The sequence below is a fragment of the Ideonella dechloratans genome, from assembly GCF_021049305.1.
Classification (GTDB): domain Bacteria; phylum Pseudomonadota; class Gammaproteobacteria; order Burkholderiales; family Burkholderiaceae_C; genus Ideonella; species Ideonella dechloratans.
This window is the reverse complement of record NZ_CP088081.1, coordinates 2,123,566-2,142,680: the sequence shown is the minus strand read 5'-3', so window position 1 is coordinate 2,142,680 and position 19,115 is coordinate 2,123,566. Positions and strand designations below refer to the sequence as shown.

General features: G+C 68.3%; 18 protein-coding genes. 10 read left to right on the top strand and 8 right to left on the bottom strand.

The features are described 5' to 3' along the window. Positions 1 to 2: 2 nt before the first annotated feature. From moaA to LRM40_RS09945, 5 genes are all read right to left on the bottom strand, one after another. Positions 3 to 1,154: a GTP 3',8-cyclase MoaA gene (gene moaA / locus LRM40_RS09965; protein ID WP_151125738.1), complete on the bottom strand. Its 1,152-nt coding sequence runs from the start codon at positions 1,152 to 1,154 to the stop codon at positions 3 to 5. A 52-nt stretch (positions 1,155 to 1,206) separates the two neighbouring features. After that, a complete protein-coding gene (locus tag LRM40_RS09960; protein WP_310734181.1) occupies positions 1,207 to 2,010 on the bottom strand; it encodes a C40 family peptidase in 804 nt (267 codons plus the stop codon). 63 nt (positions 2,011 to 2,073) lie between these two features. Further along, positions 2,074 to 3,747 carry a PhoH family protein gene (locus LRM40_RS09955; RefSeq protein WP_151125739.1) on the bottom strand — a complete coding sequence of 558 codons (1,674 nt, stop codon included), beginning with the start codon at positions 3,745 to 3,747 and terminating at the stop codon, positions 2,074 to 2,076. 148 nt (positions 3,748 to 3,895) lie between these two features. Then, on the bottom strand, positions 3,896 to 4,372 hold the full coding sequence (locus tag LRM40_RS09950) for a peroxiredoxin (protein ID WP_022981739.1): 477 nt from the start codon (positions 4,370 to 4,372) through the stop codon (positions 3,896 to 3,898). A 197-nt stretch (positions 4,373 to 4,569) separates the two neighbouring features. After that, a complete protein-coding gene (locus tag LRM40_RS09945) occupies positions 4,570 to 4,938 on the bottom strand; it encodes an Mth938-like domain-containing protein (protein ID WP_151125740.1) in 369 nt (122 codons plus the stop codon). A gap of 100 nt (positions 4,939 to 5,038) precedes the next feature. On the opposite strand from LRM40_RS09945, the gene LRM40_RS09940 reads away from it, so the two are divergent. The 10 genes from LRM40_RS09940 (at position 5,039) to nadB (ending at position 16,693) form a co-directional block, all read left to right on the top strand. After that, the gene (locus LRM40_RS09940) at positions 5,039 to 6,265 is read left to right on the top strand and encodes a pyridoxal phosphate-dependent aminotransferase (RefSeq protein ID WP_151125741.1); all 1,227 of its coding nucleotides are present in this window, start codon (positions 5,039 to 5,041) and stop codon (positions 6,263 to 6,265) included. 56 nt (positions 6,266 to 6,321) lie between these two features. Then, positions 6,322 to 7,632: a homoserine dehydrogenase gene (locus tag LRM40_RS09935; protein WP_151125742.1), complete on the top strand. Its 1,311-nt coding sequence runs from the start codon at positions 6,322 to 6,324 to the stop codon at positions 7,630 to 7,632. 18 nt (positions 7,633 to 7,650) lie between these two features. Beyond that, positions 7,651 to 9,066, top strand: a complete 1,416-nt coding sequence (gene thrC / locus LRM40_RS09930) for a threonine synthase (RefSeq protein WP_151125743.1) — start codon at positions 7,651 to 7,653, stop codon at positions 9,064 to 9,066. Between the two features lie 13 nt (positions 9,067 to 9,079). Next, positions 9,080 to 9,619, top strand: coding sequence for a molybdopterin-guanine dinucleotide biosynthesis protein B (mobB, locus tag LRM40_RS09925; RefSeq protein ID WP_151125744.1), 540 nt, complete (start codon positions 9,080 to 9,082; stop codon positions 9,617 to 9,619). Next, entirely contained in the window at positions 9,612 to 10,895 is a 1,284-nt protein-coding gene (locus LRM40_RS09920) for a molybdopterin molybdotransferase MoeA (protein WP_151125745.1), read from the top strand. The genes mobB and LRM40_RS09920 overlap by 8 nt, the downstream gene beginning before the upstream one ends. A gap of 26 nt (positions 10,896 to 10,921) precedes the next feature. Then, positions 10,922 to 11,173 (top strand): molybdopterin converting factor subunit 1, encoded by a 252-nt coding sequence (gene moaD, locus LRM40_RS09915; protein WP_022978894.1) that lies wholly within the window; start codon positions 10,922 to 10,924, stop codon positions 11,171 to 11,173. A gap of 10 nt (positions 11,174 to 11,183) precedes the next feature. After that, a complete protein-coding gene (locus tag LRM40_RS09910) occupies positions 11,184 to 11,702 on the top strand; it encodes a molybdenum cofactor biosynthesis protein MoaE (RefSeq protein WP_151125308.1) in 519 nt (172 codons plus the stop codon). Further along, a complete protein-coding gene (locus tag LRM40_RS09905; RefSeq protein ID WP_151125306.1) occupies positions 11,699 to 12,181 on the top strand; it encodes a flavin reductase family protein in 483 nt (160 codons plus the stop codon). The genes LRM40_RS09910 and LRM40_RS09905 overlap by 4 nt, the downstream gene beginning before the upstream one ends. Positions 12,182 to 12,304: 123 nt before the next feature. Next, complete coding sequence (clpB, locus tag LRM40_RS09900) at positions 12,305 to 14,893, top strand: ATP-dependent chaperone ClpB (protein ID WP_151125305.1); 2,589 nt, start codon at positions 12,305 to 12,307, stop codon at positions 14,891 to 14,893. Between the two features lie 108 nt (positions 14,894 to 15,001). Then, the gene (gene nadB / locus LRM40_RS09895; RefSeq protein ID WP_151125304.1) at positions 15,002 to 16,693 is read left to right on the top strand and encodes an L-aspartate oxidase; all 1,692 of its coding nucleotides are present in this window, start codon (positions 15,002 to 15,004) and stop codon (positions 16,691 to 16,693) included. A 34-nt stretch (positions 16,694 to 16,727) separates the two neighbouring features. Here the strand turns inward: nadB and LRM40_RS09890 are convergent, their stop codons facing one another. The 3 genes from LRM40_RS09890 to nadA form a co-directional block, all read right to left on the bottom strand. Next, positions 16,728 to 17,012: a late competence development ComFB family protein gene (locus LRM40_RS09890; RefSeq protein WP_151125303.1), complete on the bottom strand. Its 285-nt coding sequence runs from the start codon at positions 17,010 to 17,012 to the stop codon at positions 16,728 to 16,730. 89 nt (positions 17,013 to 17,101) lie between these two features. After that, entirely contained in the window at positions 17,102 to 17,971 is an 870-nt protein-coding gene (gene nadC, locus LRM40_RS09885; RefSeq protein WP_151125302.1) for a carboxylating nicotinate-nucleotide diphosphorylase, read from the bottom strand. Positions 17,972 to 17,984: 13 nt separating this feature from the next. Next, positions 17,985 to 19,097, bottom strand: coding sequence for a quinolinate synthase NadA (gene nadA, locus LRM40_RS09880; protein WP_151125301.1), 1,113 nt, complete (start codon positions 19,095 to 19,097; stop codon positions 17,985 to 17,987). Positions 19,098 to 19,115 lie beyond the last annotated feature (18 nt).

Below are 19,115 nucleotides of genomic sequence, written 5' to 3'. Positions count from 1 at the left end.
GATCAGCCGCCGATGTAATGCATCTCGACCCGCGGGGCGGACGCGGTCGGGGCCTGCTGCGTGCCGCGGAGCTCGGAGTAGCGGTCTTGCCGCGCGCCCCAGATCTGGCGGATGCGGCGCGCCAAGGTCTCGTCGCTCGCGCCGCCGCGGATCAGGTCGCGCAGGTCGTGGCCCTGGCTGCCGAACAGGCAGGTGAACAGGCGGCCCTCGGTGGACAGGCGCATGCGGTTGCAGTCGCCGCAGAAGGCATGGGTGACACTGGAGATGAAGCCCACCTCGCCGCGTCCATCGGCATAGCGCCAGCGCTCGGCGGTCTCGCCGGCCGGCCCGTCCTGCAGGGGCTGCAGCGGCCAGTGCGCCTGGATGCGGGCCCGCACCTCGGCGGACGGCACGACCTCGTCCATGCGCCAGCCGTTGGTGGCCCCCACGTCCATGAACTCGATGAAGCGCAGCCGCACCCGGTCGCCATAGCGATCGCGCATGTAGCGGGCCATCGGCACGATCTCGTGGTCGTTCGTGCCGCGCTTGACCACCATGTTGAGCTTGACCGGCGCCAGGCCCGCGGCCAGTGCTGCGTCGATGCCGGCCAGCACCTCGGCAACCGGAAAGCCGACGTCGTTCATGCGCTGGAAGATGGCATCGTCCAGCGCGTCCAGGCTGACGGTGACGCGCCGCAGCCCACCAGCCCGCAGGGCCTGGGCCTTGCGGGCGAGGATGGAGCCGTTGGTGGTCAGGGCGATGTCCACCGGCGCGCCCTCCGGGGTGCGCAAGGCCGACAACTGCGCGATGAGTTGCTCGATCTGGCGGCGCAACAGTGGTTCGCCGCCGGTCAGGCGCAGCTTGCGCACGCCCAGGCGGACGAACACGGCGGCGGTCCGGGTGATTTCCTCGAAGCTCAGCAGCGAGGCATGGGGCAGGAAGTGGTGCTGGTCATCGAACACTTCCTTGGGCATGCAGTAGCTGCAACGGAAGTTGCAACGGTCGGTGACCGAGATGCGCAGGTCACGCAGTGCACGGCCTCGCGGGTCCAGAAGGGGGGTGTCGAACAGACCTGCCGGTGCATCGGCGGCACCGAGATCCGGTTCGGCAAAAGGGGCTGGCATCGCGTCCGTGGAGGAGGATGCATCGCGCAACAGGATGACCTTGCGTTTCATGTCGCGCGTATTGTCGGACAGGGGGCTGCGGAGGCGCCTCCGCGCAATCCCTTCAGGGCGCCGGGTTGTTGTTCAACTCGCTGCCGTTGATCTGGGGCACACGGCGCGCGCCGGTGAAGCGCTTGACCCAGTAGGACTCCCGCATGTCCTCGATGCGCACCTCGCTGCCCGTGCGGGGCGCGTGGATGAACTTGCCGTCACCGATGTAGATGCCGACATGCGAGAAGGTGGCGCGCAGGGTGTTGAAGAACACCAGATCACCGGGGCGCAGGTCCGAAGCGTTGATCTTCAGCAGGCCGGGTGCCTTGGCCTGTTCCTCGGCGCGTCGGGGCAGCACCAAGCCGATGCTGTTCTCGAACACATGGCGGGTGAAACCCGAGCAGTCGAAACCTTCGGCGGCGCTGTTGCCGCCGCGGCGGTAACGCACGCCGATGAAATTCATGGCCGAAACGACCAAGTCGGACGCGGTACTGCGCATCTGGCCGAGCAGGGACTTGTCGGCACTGTCGGCAGCCGGCTGCGGACCGTTGGCCGGCAGAAGACCTGTGGCAGGTGTGCTGTTGACGGGCAGCAGGCCGCGTTGTTCCAGCAGCCGCATCACCGGGTCGCCCGCACCGCCCGCATCCGGGGCCGCGTGAGAGGCCACGCCAGCCAGGGCCAGCGCAGACAGGAAGGTGGATCGGTGAACCCAGCGACGAGCCTTGTGCAGTGCCTTTCGGTGAAGGGATACGGCAGGCGCAGTCAGGTGTTTCTTCATACGGTGATGCACCGGTCGAGCATAGGCGACAAGCGAGAAGGGTGTCAAGCCTCGAAAAGCTCGAAAAACCAATCCGGACAGGTACTTGTGCTCGATCAATGCAACAAGCTGAAAAGAAAGGCCACGTGGTTGGCGCGGCCTTTCTCGCGGCGGTGGTGACGATCAGAGGACGTCGGAAGCGAAATCCGCCAGCCGAGAGCGTTCGCCCCGGGCCAGGGTGACGTGGCCGGAATGGGGCCAGCCCTTGAAGCGATCCACCACATAGGTCAGGCCGGAGCTGCCCTCGGTCAGGTAGGGCGTGTCGATCTGGGCCAGGTTGCCCAGGCAGACGATCTTGGTGCCGGGCCCCGCGCGGGTGATCAGGGTCTTCATCTGCTTGGGTGTGAGGTTCTGGGCCTCGTCGATCAGCACGAACTTGTTCATGAAGGTGCGGCCCCGCATGAAGTTCAGACTCTTGATCTTGATCTTGCTGCGCACCAGGTCGTTGGTGGCGGCGCGGCCCCACTCGCCGGCACTGGCGTCGCCACGGGCCAGCACCTCCAGATTGTCGTCCAGGGCGCCCATCCAGGGCCCCATCTTCTCCTCCTCGTTGCCGGGCAGGAAGCCGATGTCCTCGCCCACGGGCACGGTCACGCGCGTGACGATGACCTCGCTGTAGCGGCGGTCCTCCATCACCTGGGACAGGGCGGCCGCCAGGGTCATCAGCGTCTTGCCGGTGCCGGCCGTGCCGGTCAGGGTGATGAAGTCCACCTCGGGGTCCATCAGCAGGTTCAGGGCGAAGTTCTGCTCGCGGTTGCGGGCGGTGACGCCCCAGACCGCGTTCTTGCCGCTGGCGTAGTCGCGCAGGGTTTTGAGCACGGCCGTCTTGCCGGTGATCTCGGTCACGCGGGCGTACAGCGGGGCCTCGCCGGGAGCCTCCAGATAGACGAACTGGTTGACCATCAGCGCCGGCACCAACGGGCCGCTGATGCGGTAGTAGGTGTGCCCAGCCTGGCTCCAGCTCTCCATGGTCTTGCCATGGCGCTCCCAGAAGTCGGCGGGCAGCTGCAGCACGCCGGTGTAGAGCAGGTCGCCGTCTTCCAGGGTCTTGTCGTTGAAGTAGTCCTCGGCGGCCAGGCCCAGTGCGCGGGCCTTGACCCGCATGTTGATGTCCTTGGACACCAGCACGACCTCGCGCTGGGGATGGCGTTCACGCAGCGACTGGACGACCCCCAGGATCTGGTTGTCGGCCTTGCCCTGGGGCAGACCGGCGGGCAGCGAGACGTCGAGGAAGGTGGTCTGGAAGAACAGCTTGCCGCCGGCTTCCTTGTGGCCGGTCTTGGCCAGCGGCACGCCTTCCTGGCTGTCCGGGCCGCCTTCGGCCGCCAGGGCATCCAGCTCGCGGCTGACCTGGCGGACATTGCGCGCCACCTCGCTCATGCCCTTCTTGTGCCCGTCGAGTTCCTCGAGGGTGATCATGGGCAGGTAGATGTCGTGCTCGTCGAAACGGAAGATCGACATCGGGTCGTGCATCAGCACATTGGTGTCGAGCACGAAGAGCTTGGCGGGACCGCTGCTGCGAGGCTTGCGCGGCTTGGCCTGGGGTGTCGGCGCGGCGGGTGGGGCTGCCTTGGCCCGGCTGGGGGCCTTCACGGGCATGCCGCCACTGCCGCTGCTGCTGCGGGCGGCAGGCAGTTCGGCGGCTTCGGTGCGCAGTTCCAGCGCCGGGTGGGGCTCGTCAGCCTGGGCGGGCACGGCCTTGGCGGTGGCTCGGCGGGTCTTGGGGGCGGCCTGGGTGTCGTAGGCCGAGGTGGACAGGATCGCGGCGCGGGAGGCGGGAGGCTTGGGCAGGGGCATGGACGTCGGAACCTGGGCTGAAGCGGGAAGATTCAGAAACAAAAAAGCCGCACAGACGACTGTGCGGCTTTTCGGGGGATGCGCGACGGAAATTGCTCGGGCATGAACCCATTATGCACAAGTAGCGCAGCGTGTCAGGCCCTGTGTTTCAGGCGGCCACCTTCAGTTCCTGGACGGCCTTGAGCACTTCGTCGACATGGCCGGCCACCTTGATGCCGCGCCATTCGGCGCGCAGCACGCCGCCCGCGTCGATCAGGAAGGTGGAGCGCTCGATGCCCTTGACCTTCTTGCCGTACATGATCTTGTTCTTGACCACGCCGAACATGTGGCAGAGCTTTTCCTCGGTGTCGGCGATCAGCTCGAAGGGCAGGCCCAGGTTCTGCTTGAACTTGTCATGCGAAGCCATGTTGTCGCGGGACACGCCGAAGACGACAGCGCCTGCCTTCACGAACTCCTCGTGGTGATCCCGGAACTGCATCGCCTCGGTCGTGCAACCAGGCGTGTTGTCCTTCGGGTAGAAGTACAGCACCACAGTTTGACCATGAAACGATTGGGGTGTGAACTTCACACCACCCGTCGCTTGCGCTTCAATGTCCGGAAGGGGTTTGTTGAGGGCTGGCGTCATGAGAATGGGTGTTCAGCTGGGGCCCGGAAAAGGCTCAGCTGTGCATTATAAGTTGAACTGCCCCGCTTCCCGGGTCGCACCCCCAGAACGGGCAATTGTTCCGAAGGCTTTCGGGGCGGGGGGCTCCGTCGACCTGGCTGGCTGCCTTGCCCGAATCCTGACCGGCCGGTCAGGCCGTCTGTTGTCCAGTCTGATGTTCAGACGAGCAGCGCCGCCACCACCTTGCGCCCCTCGCTGACCAGCACGTTGTAAGTCCGGCAGGCGGCCGGCGTGTCCATGGTCTCGATGCCGATCCGGTGCTCGATCAGTGTCCGGTAGAGCGCGGGCGACACGAAGGTGTGCTTGGCGCCGCTGCCGAAGATGACCAGTTCGGGGGCCAGTGCCACCAGGGGGGCGAAGTGGTCGGCCGTCAGGTCGGTTGGCAGAGATGCGTTCCAGGTCTGCACGGCACCTTGCCAGGGCACGATCACGCTGTGTTCGTACGAGGACTGCCGCACCCACACCCGGCCAGGCTCGATGCGAGCAATGGCGTTGACGCCGTCCAGCGAGTCGGGTTGGAATTTCACGAATGCTCCTGCGCGATTAAGGCCCGCGGCCTATGTTTTAATTATAAGTTTCCCCGACCTGTGGGCATGTGGGCTCAGGGCCATTGCAGGAGATTGCGGTTTGAAACCGATTGCCAAGTCCAGCAAGCTTGAAAACGTGGGTTATGACATCCGGGGGCCGGTGCTGGACAAGGCCCGCCAGATGGAGGATGAGGGTCAGAAGATCATCAAGCTGAACATCGGCAACGTTGCCGCGTTCGGCCTGATGCCGCCTGACGAGATCATCCAGGACATGATCCGCAACCTGCCCGAGGCCGCCGGCTACACCGACAGCAAGGGCCTGTTCGCGCCGCGCAAGGCGGTGGTGCACTACTGCCAGGAAAAGGGCATCAAGGGCGTCACGGTCGATGACGTCTACCTGGGCAACGGCGCCTCCGAGCTCATCGCCTTCAGCATGAATGCCCTGCTGGACGCGGGTGACGAGGTGCTGATCCCTTCGCCCGACTACCCGCTCTACACCGCCGTGGTGTCGCTGTCCGGCGGTACACCGGTGCATTACCGCTGCGACGAGGGCAGTGGCTGGCTGCCTGATCTGGATGACATGCGGGCCAAGATCACGCCCCACACCAAGGCCCTGGTCATCATCAACCCGAACAACCCGACCGGGGCCTTGTACCCGGACGAGGTGCTGCGCGGCATCGTCGAGCTGGCGCGTCAGCATGGGCTGATCGTCTTCGCCGACGAGATCTACGACAAGACCCTGTACGACGGCGCCACGCACACCAGCATCGCCTCGCTGGCCGAGGACGTGGTGTTCCTGACCTTCAACGGCCTGTCCAAGAACTACCGCTCCTGCGGCTACCGCTCGGGCTGGATGGTGGTGTCGGGCGACAAGAAGCGCGCCAAGGACTACATCGAAGGCCTGAACATGCTGGCCTCGATGCGCCTGTGCGCCAACACGCCGGGTCAGCTGGCCATCCAGACCGCGCTGGGCGGTTACCAGAGCATCAAGGACCTGGTGGCCCCCGGTGGCCGTCTGGCCCGCCAGCGCGATCTGGCCTATGACCTGCTGACCCAGATCCCGGGCGTCAGCGTGGTCAAGCCCAAGGCCGCGCTCTACATGTTCCCGCGGCTGGACCCGAAGATGTACCCGATCGCCGACGACCAGCAGTTCGCCTACGATCTGCTGGCTCAGGAGAAGGTGCTGATCGTGCAGGGCACGGGCTTCAACTGGCCCGACCATGACCATTTCCGTGTCGTCTTTCTGCCCAACACCGATGACCTGACCGAGGCCATCGGCCGGATCGCCCGCTTCCTGGACGGCTACCGCAAGCGTCACAGCAGCTGAGCCTTCGTCCGCGGACAATCTCTCCCTCCCCAGCCTTCTCAAGACTGAGCATCCCCATGAAACCCATCCAGGTCGGCCTTCTCGGCATCGGCACCGTCGGTTCCGGCACCTTCCACGTGCTGCAGCGCAACCAGCAGGAGATTCGGCGTCGCGCCGGCCGGGGCATCGAGATCACCATGGTGGCCGATCTGGATGTCGAGCGTGCCCGCTCGATCGTGGGCGAGGGCGTTCGCGTGGTTGGCGATGCCCGCGAGGTGATCGCCAACCCCGACATCGACATCGTGGTCGAGCTGATCGGTGGCTATGGCGTGGCCAAGGCCCTGGTGCTGGAAGCGATTGCCGCGGGCAAGCATGTCGTCACCGCCAACAAGGCCCTGCTGGCCGTGCATGGCAGCGAGATCTTCGCCGCCGCGCGCGCCAAGGGCGTCACCGTGGCCTTCGAGGCTGCGGTGGCCGGTGGCATCCCCATCATCAAGGCGCTGCGCGAGGGCCTGACCGCCAACCGCATCGAGTGGATCGCCGGCATCATCAACGGCACCACCAACTTCATCCTCTCCGAGATGCGCGAGAAGGGCCTGGACTTCGGTGTCGTGCTGAAGGAGGCCCAGCGCCTGGGCTATGCCGAGGCCGATCCGACCTTCGACATCGAAGGCGTGGACGCCGCCCACAAGGCCACGCTGATGAGCGCGCTGGCCTTTGGCATCCCGGTCCAGTTCGACAAGGCCCACGTTGAGGGCATCACCAAGCTGCAGGCGCTGGACATCCGCTACGCCGAGCAACTGGGCTACCGCATCAAGCTGCTGGGCATCACCAAGCGGCGCGACGAGGGCATCGAGCTGCGGGTGCACCCGACGCTGATCCCGGCCAAGCGCCTGATCGCCAACGTGGAAGGCGCGATGAACGCGGTGGTGGTGCAGGGCGATGCCGTGGGCACCACGCTGTACTACGGCAAGGGCGCGGGCTCCGAGCCCACCGCCTCGGCCGTGATCGCCGACCTGGTGGACATCACCCGCCTGGCCACCGCCGACCCGGACCACCGCGTGCCCTCGCTGGCCTTCCAGCCCGATGCGCTGGCCGACACCCCCATCCTGCCGATTGCCCAGGTTCAGACCTCCTTCTACCTGCGCCTGCAGGTGGCCGACGAGGCCGGCGTGCTGGCCGAGATCACCGGCATCCTGGCCGACAACGGCATCTCGATCGACGCGGTGCTGCAGCGCGAATCCGCCGAGGGCGAGAAGCAGACCGACCTGATCATCCTGACCCACGAGACCCAGGAAGGCCGGCTGCGCACCGCCGAGGCCAAGATGCAGGCCCTGCCCACGGTGCTGGCGCCCATCGTCAGCCTGCGCAAGGAAGAGCTGGCCTGAGGGCCGCGGGAAGCGACCATGAAGTACATCAGCACCCGCGGCGACAAGACCGAGCGCCGCTTCTGCGAGATCCTGCTGGAGGGCCTGGCGCCCGACGGCGGCCTGTACCTGCCGGTGGCCTACCCGCAGGTGGATGGCGCCACGCTGGCCCGCTGGCGCGGTCTGGCCTATGCCGACCTGGCCTTCGAGATCCTCTCGCTCTACATCGACGACATCCCGGCCGCCGATCTGCAGGCGCTGGTCCGCAAAACCTACACCGCCGAGGTCTTCGGCAGCGCGGCCATCGTGCCGGTGCGCCGCCTGGGCGATTCGGGGCTGATGATCGAGGCGCTGTCCAACGGGCCGACCCTGGCCTTCAAGGACATGGCCATGCAGTTGCTGGGCAACCTGTTCGAGTACGAACTGGCCCGCCGCGGCGAGCAGCTCAACATCCTGGGCGCCACCTCGGGCGACACCGGCAGCGCGGCCGAATATGCCATGCGCGGCAAGCAGGGCGTGCGCGTCTTCATGCTCAGCCCGCGCGGCCGCATGAGCCCCTTCCAGCAGGCCCAGATGTTCAGCCTGCAGGACGCCAACATCCACAACCTGGCGGTGGAGGGCGTGTTCGACGATGCGCAGGACATCGTCAAGGCGGTGTCCAACGACCTGGCCTTCAAGCGCCAGTACAAGATCGGCACCGTCAACTCGATCAACTGGGCCCGGCTGCTGGCCCAGGTGGTGTACTACTTCGCCGGCTACTTCCAGGCGACGAAGGACAACAGCGAACTGGTCAGCTTCTGCGTGCCCTCGGGCAACTTCGGCAACGTCTGCGCCGGCCATGTGGCCCGCCAGATGGGCCTGCCGGTGAAGCACCTGGTGGTGGCCACCAACGAGAACGACGTGCTCGACGAGTTCTTCCGCACCGGCACCTACCGGGTGCGCGGCAGCGCCGAGACGCACGAGACCTCCAGCCCGTCGATGGACATCTCCAAGGCGTCCAACTTCGAGCGCTTCGTCTACGACCTGGTGGGCCGCGACGGCGTCCGCACCAAGGCGCTGTTTGGCGAGGCCATCGCCCGTGACGGCGCCTTCACCGTCACCCCGGCGGAGTTCGCGGCCATCGGCAACTACGGCTTCCAATCCGGCCGCAGCACCCACGCCGACCGCCTGGCCACCATCCGCAGCACCTTCGAGCGCTTCGGCGACCTGATCGACACCCACACGGCTGATGGCGTGAAGGTGGCGGCCGAACGGGTGGAGGTCGGCGTGCCGATGATCGTGCTGGAGACCGCGCTGCCCGCCAAGTTCGCCGAGACCATCGTCGAGGCCACGGGCCGCCAGCCCGGCCGCCCGGCCAAGCTGGAGGGCATCGAGGCGCTGCCCAAGCGCTTCACCGTGGTGCCCGCCAGCGTGGACGTGATCAAGGCCTTCGTGGCCGAGCACTGCCAGGACTGAGCGCAGTCACGGCATGCGGGTGATCGGTGTCTGCGGCAACTCCGGGGCTGGCAAGACCACGTTCCTGGAGGGCGTGATCGCCGGCCTGCGCGCAGCCGGGCAGACCGTCTCGGTCATCAAGCACGCCCACCACCGTTTCGACATCGACCACCCCGGCAAGGACAGCTGGCGTCACCGGCAGGCCGGGGCCGGCGAGGTGCTGATCGCCAACAGCCATCGCCTGGCGCTGATGCGCGAGTACCCCGAGCCCCGGGAACTGGACCCGCATGCTCTGATCGCCGAACTGAGCCCCTGCGACTGGGTGCTGGTGGAAGGGTTCAAGCACGGCGACCTGCCCAAGGTGGAGGTCTGGCGTGCCGCGCCGGACGGCCCGAGCCGGGACCCCCTGTATCCGCAGGACCCGCAGGTGGTGGCCGTGGCCACCGATGCACCCGCTCGCCTGCCAGAGCCGCCGGCCGTGCCGGTGCTGGACCTGAACGAACCCGCGGCCCTGGTGCGGCATCTGCTCGCCAGCGGCGAGCGCTACCTCTACCATCCGCCTCACCATGGCTGATCCCACCTCGACTTCCCGCCCCCCGTTGCTGGCCCTCGAAGAGGTGCTCGGGCAACTGGCCGATCTGGCGGCCACCCGCCCGCTGACGCTGACCGAGGAGGTGTCCACCTTCGACGGCCTGGGTCGGGTGCTGGCCGCGCCGGTGGTGGCGCGGGTGGACGTGCCGCCGCTGGACAACAGCGCGATGGACGGCTACGCCCTGCACAGCGCCGATGTGGCTCAGCCCGGTGCGGTGCTGCCGGTCAGCCAGCGCATTGCCGCCGGTCACCCCGGCCACCCGTTGGCCGCGGGCACGGCGGCGCGCATCTTCACCGGCGCGCCGCTGCCGGCCGGGGCCGACACCGTGGTGATGCAGGAAGCCTGCATGGCCCTGCCGGCCGAGAGCGGCGGCCCGGGCCAGGGCTTTGGCCGGGTGCGGGTGCAGGATGCCGTGCCCGCCGGCCAGTGGGTCCGCCGCCGGGGCGAGGACGTGGCCTGCGGTGCCGAGGTGCTGTCCGCGGGCACCCGCCTGACGCCCCAGGCCCTGGGCCTGGCCGCAGCGGTGGGGGCGCCCACGCTGACGGTGTGCCGCCGGCCCCGGGTGGCCCTGCTGTGCAGCGGTGATGAGTTGGCCTTGCCGGGCGAGCCGCTCAAGCCGGGGGCCATCTACAACAGCAACCGCTTCATGCTGCGCGGCCTGCTGCAGCAGCTGGGCTGCGAACTGACCGACCTGGGCGCCGTGGCCGACCGGCGCGAATTGGTGCAGGCCGCGCTGCGCGAGGCCGCGGCGGCCCACGACCTGATCGTCACCTCCGGCGGGGCCTCGGTGGGCGAGGAAGACCATCTGCGCCCCGCCGTGCAGGCCGAAGGCTGGCTGCACCACTGGCAGCTGTCCGCCAAGCCGGGCAAGCCGCTGGCCGTGGGCGCGGTGCGCCGCCCCGGCGGCGGTGAAACCCTGCTGATGGGCCTGCCGGGCAACCCGGTGTCCAGCTTCGTCACCTTCTGGCTGACGGTGGCGCCACTGCTGGCCGCCCTGCAGGGCGGGCGCTGCGCCTTGCCGACGCCGCTGCGGGTGACGGCCGGCTTCGACTGGCCCAAGCCGGATCGCCGGCGCGAGTTCCTGCGCGTGCGGGTGGGCGCCGACGGCCGCCTGCAGCTACACCCCAACCAGAGCTCCGCCGTGCTGAGCTCGGCCGTCTGGGCCGACGGTCTGCTGGACAACCCCGCCGGCCAGGCCTTTGCCGCAGGGGACACCGTGAACTACTTTCCGCTGCCGGTGCTGGCCGCGGGCGCTTGAAGACCGAGACACCGATCGAGACGCCGATGAAGATCCAGCTGCTGTTCTTTGCCTCGCTGCGCGAGACGCTGGGTGGGCCCCGGACCCTGGAACTGCCCGCGGGCGCCACGGTGGCCCAGGTGCGCGCGCTGCTGGCGGCCGAGGGCGAGGCCGCCGCCGCGGCACTGGCGCCGGCCCGGCCGGTGCGGGCCGCGGTCAACCAGGTGCTCGCCTCGGGCGAGGCGGTTCTGGCCGATGGCGATGAACTCGCCTTCTTCCCGCCGGTGACCGGAGGCTGACCCCGTGTCCTTGAACGCTTCTGCCGTCACACCCCGGGTGCGCATCCAGACCGCCGACTTCGACCTGGGTCAGGAGGTGGCCTCCCTGCGCGCCGACGATGGCGGCGTCGGGGCCGTGGTGAGCTTTCTGGGCACGGTGCGAGACCGCCACGGCGCCCAGGCCGGCGAAGTCTCGGCCATGGAACTGGAGCACTACCCCGGCATGACCGAGAAGGCCATCGAGGCGATGATCGATGCGGCGCATGCCCGCTTCGACATCCGCGCGGCCCGGGTCATCCACCGCGTCGGGCCCCTCAGGCCCTGCGACCAGATTGTCCTGGTGATGGTCAGCTCGGCCCACCGCGGCGAGGCCTTCCAGGCCTGCGAGTTCCTGATGGACTACCTCAAGACCCAGGCCCCGTTCTGGAAGAAGGAAACCACGGCCGAAGGCGCGCGCTGGGTGGACGCCCGGGTGGCGGACGACCAGGCCCTGGCCCGCTGGGGCATCGCCTCGGCCAACGCCGGCCCGGCCGCGGAAGGCAGTCGGTGAGCCTGGACGTCAAGCAACTGCGGGGTGCGCTGGGCCGCTTCGCCACCGGCATCACCGTGGTCACCTGCCGGGACGCCGCCGGCCAGCGGGTGGGCCTGACGGTCAACTCCTTCAACGCGTTGTCGCTGGATCCGCCGCTCATCCTCTGGTCGCTGCGCAATGCCAGCCCCAGCGTGGCGGCCTTCGAGCAGGCCCGCCATTTCGCGGTCAACGTGCTGGGCCAGGCGCAGATGCCGGTGTCCCAGTCCTTTGCCAGCCCGGTGCGGGACCGCTTCGCGGTGGGCGACTGGGCCGAGGGGGAGGGCGGCGTGCCGGTGCTGCGCGACGCCCTGGCCTGTTTCGAGTGCGCGCTGGAGAGCGTGCAGCCGATGGGCGACCACCGCCTGTTCATCGGCCGGGTGCTGGCCGCGCGGCAGGCCGAGGGCGAGCCGCTGATCTACCACGCCGGTTGCTACCGCGCCCTGGGCGACGTGCTCTGAGGGGGCGGCGGTGGCGGCGTGAAGCCGCTTGATGTGAGTCAAAGTCCTGTGCGGATCGGCGGTTCAGTCTCTTGAAAACGCCGTGGCGGCGCCCATGTGTCCACGCAATCGGAGGAAATATCCATGCGTCTTGACAAGCTCACCACCGCCTTTCAGCAAGCCCTGGCCGAGGCACAGAGCCTGGCCGTGGCCCGCGACAACCCTTACATCGAACCCAGCCATGTGCTGGCGGCCATGCTGGCCCAGCCCGAGGGCCCCAAGGCCCTGCTGGACCGCGCCGGTGCCAACACCGCGGCCCTGAAGACCGCGATGGAGACCGCCATGGGCGGCCTGCCCCAGGTGCAGGGGGGTGGCCAGGTGCAGGCCGGGCGTGATCTGGTGCAGTTGCTGCAACAGGCCGACAAGGAGGCCATGCAGCGCGGCGATAGCTTCATCGCCAGCGAGATGTTCCTGCTGGCCCTGGCGGATGCCCGCAGCGACCTGGGCGGCGTGGTGCGCGGCCATGGCCTGACCCGCAAGGCGCTGGAAGCCGCCATCGACGCGGTGCGTGGCGGCCAGAAGGTCGATTCGGCCGAGGCCGAAGGCCAGCGCGAGGCGCTGAAGAAGTACACCCTGGACCTGACCGAACGGGCCCGCCAGGGCAAGCTCGACCCGGTGATCGGCCGCGACGACGAGATCCGCCGCGCCATCCAGGTGCTGCAACGCCGCAGCAAGAACAACCCGGTGCTGATCGGCGAGCCCGGCGTGGGCAAGACGGCCATCGTCGAGGGCCTGGCACAGCGCATCGTCAACGGCGAGGTGCCCGACACCCTGCGCGACAAGAAGGTGCTGGTGCTGGACATGGCCGGCCTGCTGGCCGGGGCCAAGTACCGCGGCGAGTTCGAGGAACGGCTGAAGGCCGTGCTCAAGGAAGTGGCCCAGGAAGAGGGCCGCGTGATCCTGTTCATCGACGAGATCCACACCATGGTGGGCGCCGGCAAGGCCGAGGGCGCCATGGATGCCGGCAACATGCTCAAGCCTGCGCTGGCCCGCGGCGAACTGCACTGCATCGGCGCGACCACGCTGGACGAATACCGCAAGTACGTCGAGAAGGACGCCGCGCTGGAGCGCCGCTTCCAGAAGGTGATGGTCGACGAGCCCAGCGTGGAGGCGACGATCGCCATCCTGCGCGGCCTGCAGGAGAAGTACGAGGTGCACCACGGCGTGGAGATCACCGACCCGGCCATCGTGGCCGCAGCCGAGCTGAGCCACCGCTACATCACCGACCGCTTCCTGCCGGACAAGGCCATCGACCTGATCGACGAGGCCGCGGCCAAGATCAAGATCGAGATCGACTCCAAGCCCGAGGCGATGGACAAGCTCGACCGCCGGCTGATCCAGCTGAAGATCGAGCGCGAAGCCGTCAAGAAGGAGACCGACGAGGCGTCGCAGAAGCGCCTGGGCCTGATCGAGGAAGAGATCGGCAAGCTCGAGCGCGAGTACGCCGACCTTGAGGAGATCTGGAAGGCCGAGAAGGCCACGGCCCAGGGCAGCGCCCAGGTCAAGGAAGAGATCGACAAGATCAAGTTCCAGATCGAGGAGCTCAAGCGCAAGGGCGACTTCAACAAGGTGGCCGAGCTGCAGTACGGCAAGCTGCCGGAGCTGGACAAGCGCCTGAAGGAGGCCCAGGCCAAGGAGGCCGGCAAGAAGGGCGGCTCTGCGCCACAACTGCTGCGCACCATGGTCGGCGCCGAGGAGATCGCCGAGGTGGTCAGCCGTGCCACCGGCATCCCGGTGAGCAAGCTGATGCAGGGCGAGCGCGACAAGCTGCTGCAGATGGAGACCAAGCTGCACGAGCGCGTGGTGGGCCAGGACGAGGCCATAGTGGCCGTGTCCGATGCCATCCGCCGGAGCCGGGCCGGCCTGTCCGACCCCAACCGGCCGCTGGGCAGCTTCCTGTTCCTGGGCCCCACCGGCGTGGGCAAGACCGAGCTGTGCAAGGCGCTGGCGGGCTTCCTGTTCGACAGCGAGGACCACATGATCCGCATCGACATGAGCGAGTTCATGGAGAAGCACTCCGTGAGCCGCCTGATCGGCGCGCCTCCGGGCTATGTGGGCTATGACGAGGGCGGCTACCTGACCGAGGCCGTGCGCCGCAAGCCCTACAGCGTGATCCTGCTCGACGAGGTCGAGAAGGCCCACCCGGACGTCTTCAACGTGCTGCTGCAGATGCTGGACGATGGCCGCCTGACGGATGGCCAGGGCCGCACGGTGGACTTCAAGAACGCCGTGATCGTGATGACCAGCAACCTGGGCTCGCACCTGATCATGTCCATGGCCGGGCAGCCGGGCGAGGCGATCAAGGCCGCGGTGTGGGACGAGGTCAAGCAGCACTTCCGTCCGGAGTTCCTGAACCGGATCGACGAGACGGTGGTGTTCCACGCCCTGGACCAGGCCAACATCGAATCCATCGCCAAGATCCAGCTCAAGGCCCTGGAGGCGCGGCTGGCCAAGATGGACATGCAGCTGGAGGTGTCTCCGGCGGCACTGGCCGAGATCGCCAAGGCCGGTTTCGACCCGGTGTTCGGGGCGCGTCCGCTCAAGCGGGCCATCCAGCACCGCATCGAGAACCCGGTGGCCAAGCTGATCCTGGAAGGCAAGTTCGGCCCCAAGGACGTCATCCCGATCGACGTCGAGGGCGGCGAACTCAGCTTCGGGCGCGTCGTGCACTGAGCCCGGGCATGCCCTTCGGGGTGGCTCGGATGGCGTGCGTCCTTAGAATGGGCGCACGCCTTTTTTCTGTCATGTGCGGCCGGTCCCCCGGTTGTCCTGTCCTCGATCATGTCTGAACCGTCGCTGTCCACGGGCGCACCCGTGTCGTCCTCCTCTCGTTCCGGTGGGGACGATGCCTTGCCGGTGGTCATCATCGGGGCCGGTCTGGGGGGGTTGACCGTGGCCCTGAACCTGGCCGAACAGGGCCAGAAGGTGGTGGTGCTGGCCAAGCGCGATCTGGGCGAGGCGGCCACCGCCTGGGCCCAGGGCGGCATCGTCGGTGTGCTGGGCTCGGACGACAGCGTGGAATCCCATGTGCGCGACACCCAGGAGGCCGGTGCCGGCCTGGTGGACGAGCACACCGCCCGTTACATCGCCCAGAACAGCGCCCAGGCCATCGAATGGCTGGTGGCCCAGGGCGTGCCGTTCTCGCCCGACCCGAGTGGCCCGCTGGGTCTGCACCTGACCCGCGAGGGCGGCCATGCCGTGCGTCGCATCGCCCATGCGGCCGATGCAACGGGCAAGGCCATCCACGAGGCCCTGCTGGCCCGGGCTCGCGCCCATCCGAACGTGGAGCTGCGGGCGCGCTGGATGGCGGTGGACCTGATCACCAACCGCCACGTCAAGAAGTCCGATGGCCGTCCGCAGTGCCACGGCGTGTATGCGCTGGACATCGACAGCGGCCGGGTGGAGACCCTGCCGGCCCGTGCCGTGGTGCTGGCCACCGGCGGCGTGGGCAAGGTCTATCGCTACACCAGCAACCCCGAGACCTCGACCGGCGATGGCATCGCCATGGCTTGGCGAGCCGGCTGCCGGGTGGCCAACATGGAGTTCATCCAGTTCCACCCGACCTGCCTGTACCACCCGCAGGAGCGCAGCTTCCTGATCACCGAGGCGCTGCGCGGCGAGGGCGGCCTGCTGCGCCTGCCGGGGGTCAAGCTGGAAGGCGACAGCGACGATTCGCCCTGGGGCAGCCGCTTCATGCCCGAGCACGATGCCCGGGGCGAGCTGGCCCCGCGCGACATCGTGGCCCGGGCCATCGACTTCGAGATGAAGAAGCACGGCCTGGACCATGTGTGGCTGGACGCCACCCACCTGGGCGAGGCCTTCCTGAAGGAGCACTTCCCGACCATCCACGCCCGCTGCCTGGAACTGGGCATCGACATCGCGCGCCAGCCGATTCCGGTGGTGCCGGCGGCCCACTACACCTGCGGCGGCGTGGTGACCGACCTGTCCGGCCGCAGCGACCTGCCGGGGCTGTACGCGGTGGGCGAGGCCACCTACACCGGCCTGCACGGCGCCAACCGCCTGGCCAGCAACTCGCTGCTGGAATGCGTGGTGCTGGGCCACAGCTGCGTGGACGCCATCCTGCAGGCGCCGGTGCCGCAGCCGCCCAAGCTGCCGGCCTGGGACGAGAGCCTGGTGGAGAACGCCGACGAGCAGGTGGTGATCGCCCACAACTGGGACGAGCTGCGCCTCCTGATGTGGAACTACGTCGGCATCGTGCGCACCACGCGCCGGCTGGAGCGGGCGCTGCACCGCATCAAGCTGCTCAAGGACGAGATCGACGACTACTACGCCAACTTCCGGGTCAACCGCGACCTGCTGGAGCTGCGCAACCTGGTCGTCTGCGCAGAACTGATCGTGCGCTCGGCCCTGATGCGTCACGAAAGCCGCGGCCTGCACTACAGCCGTGATTTCCCGCACACCCTGCCGGTCAGCTTCCCGACGGTGCTGACGCGCAAGGCCAAGAGCCGCTAGGCGCCAGGCCCAGGGTCGCCAGGTCCTGCCCGGATCAGCAGCGCGCGCGCATCGCGTTGCGGGCCTGGACGAAGCCGATCGCGAACTCGACGGCTTCCTCCACCGCCCGTTCGGATTCGGTGCGCTCCCGTTCGGTCTGGAAGAAGGCCAGGTCCACATCGTGCCGGATGTAGCGGGGCGGCAGGCGGTTCAGCGCCACGCAGGCGATGTCGGCCAGGGCGTCCTCGTTGTCCAGCAGGTGCGGGAAGTCCTGCGCCTGACGCATCACCGTCGCGAAGACGGCCTTTTCGTACCAGTTGTGGATCGAGCTGATGTCCATGGCCGGAGTCTGCCCGCATCCGGCCCGGTGCAGGCGTGAAAAAGGCCCGCCAAGGCGGGCCTTCATTGCGGGGGATGGCGCTTGAGGGCTCAGCCCAGCCGGTCCAGCACCCGCATGGAGTAGTCGGTGGCCAGCACGTCCTTGGTCAGCTTGCCGATGGAGATGCGGTCCACCCCGGTGGCGGCAATGGCGCGCAGGCCGTCCAGGGTGACGCCGCCGGAGGCTTCCAGCAGGGCGCGGCCGGCGGTCAGGGCCACGGCTTCGCGCATCATGTCCAGGCTGAAGTTGTCCAGCAGCACGCTGGTGGCGCCATGGGCCAGCGCCTCCCGCAGCTGGGCCAGGCTTTCCACCTCGATCTGGATCTCCACCCCGGCGTTCAGCTCGGTGGCGGCCTGGAGCACCTGCGGGATGCCACCCGCCGCGGCGATGTGGTTTTCCTTGATCAGGATGCCGTGCCACAGCGCCAGGCGCTGGTTCTGGCCGCCGCCCACCCGCACCGCGTACTTCTGCGCCTGGCGCAGGCCGGGCAGGGTCTTGCGGGTGTCCAGCACGGCGCAGCCGCGCGGGTTGGGCGAGGCGCCCTCGATCGCATCCACATGCCGGCGGGTGATGCTGGCGGTGCCCGAGAGCAGCTGCAGGAAGTTCAGCGCCGGCCGCTCGGCGGAGAGCAGGGCGCGGGCGTCGGCCTGGATCTCGCACACCGGCGTGTCGGCCCGCATGCGATCCCCTTCGGCGTAGTGCCACTGCACCGTGGCAGCCGGGTCCAGGGCGTGCAGGCAGGCCTCGAACCAGTCGCGGCCGCAGAGCACGGCGTCTTCGCGCACGGTGACGCGGGCGGCCACCCGGCGGCCAGCCGGCACCAGCAGGCCCGTCCAGTCGGCGCGGCCGATGTCTTCGAACAGCGCGTCACGCACATTGCGCGCACGCGCCTCGTCCAGGGTTTCGTCGTGGTCGTACATCGGGACAGCAGTTTCAGGCGGCACCGATGCCGCGGACCATGCCCTGCACCTTGGGCGCCAGGGCCGAGGGGTGGGCGGCGACGAAGTCCAGCATGCGGGTGATGCAATGCACCGCCTGCTCGCCGGTGGCGGCATCGACATGGATCTCGCCCACGCCGCGCTCCAGGCAGTCCACCACGCCTTGCAGGCCGTTCATGGCCATCCAGGGGCAGTGCGCGCAGCTTTTGCAGGTGGCGCTGTTGCCGGCGGTGGGGGCCTCGATCAGCACCTTGCCCGGCGCCAGCTGGCGCATGCGGTGCATGATCAGATTGTCGGTGGCAACGATGTATTCCTTGGCGCTGCCGTGGATCACCGCATTGAGCATTTGCGAGGTGGAGCCCACCACATCGGCCAGCTGCACCACGCTGCGCGGGGATTCGGGGTGCACCAGCACCATGGCCTCGGGGTGCTGGGCCTTGAGCAGCTCCAGCTCCACGCCCTTGAACTCGTCGTGCACGATGCAGGCGCCGTTCCACAGCAGCATGTCGGCACCGGTCTCTTCCTGGATGTAGCGGCCCAGGTGGCGGTCCGGGGCCCAGAGGATCTTCTGGCCCTGTTCCTTCAGGTGGCGCACGATGGCCAGCGCGCAGGAGCTGGTCACCATCCAGTCGGCGCGGGCCTTCACCGCGGCGCTGGTGTTGGCATAGACCACGACCTGGCGGTCGGGGTGGGCGTCGCAGAAGGCGGCGAAGTCCTCGGGCGGGCAGCCCAGGTCCAGCGAGCAGGTGGCGTCCAGGTCGGGCATCAGCACCGTCTTGCCGGGCGAGAGAATCTTGGCCGATTCGCCCATGAAGCGCACGCCAGCCACCACCAGGGTCTGGGCGGCATGGTCGCGGCCGAAACGGGCCATCTCCAGCGAGTCGGCCACGCAGCCACCGGTTTCCAGGGCCAGGTCCTGCAGGTCGCCATCCACGTAGTAGTGGGCCACCAGCACCGCGTTGCGGGCCTTCAGCAGGGCGGCGGCGCGCTGCTTGAGGTCGTCCCGCTGCGCGGGCGTCAGCGGGGCGGGCACCTTGGCCCAGGCGTGGGCGGTGCAGCTGGCGCCACTGGCGTCCTGGCGGGTGTAGTCGAACTGAACTTCGCTCATGGCGGGATTTTAGGTTCC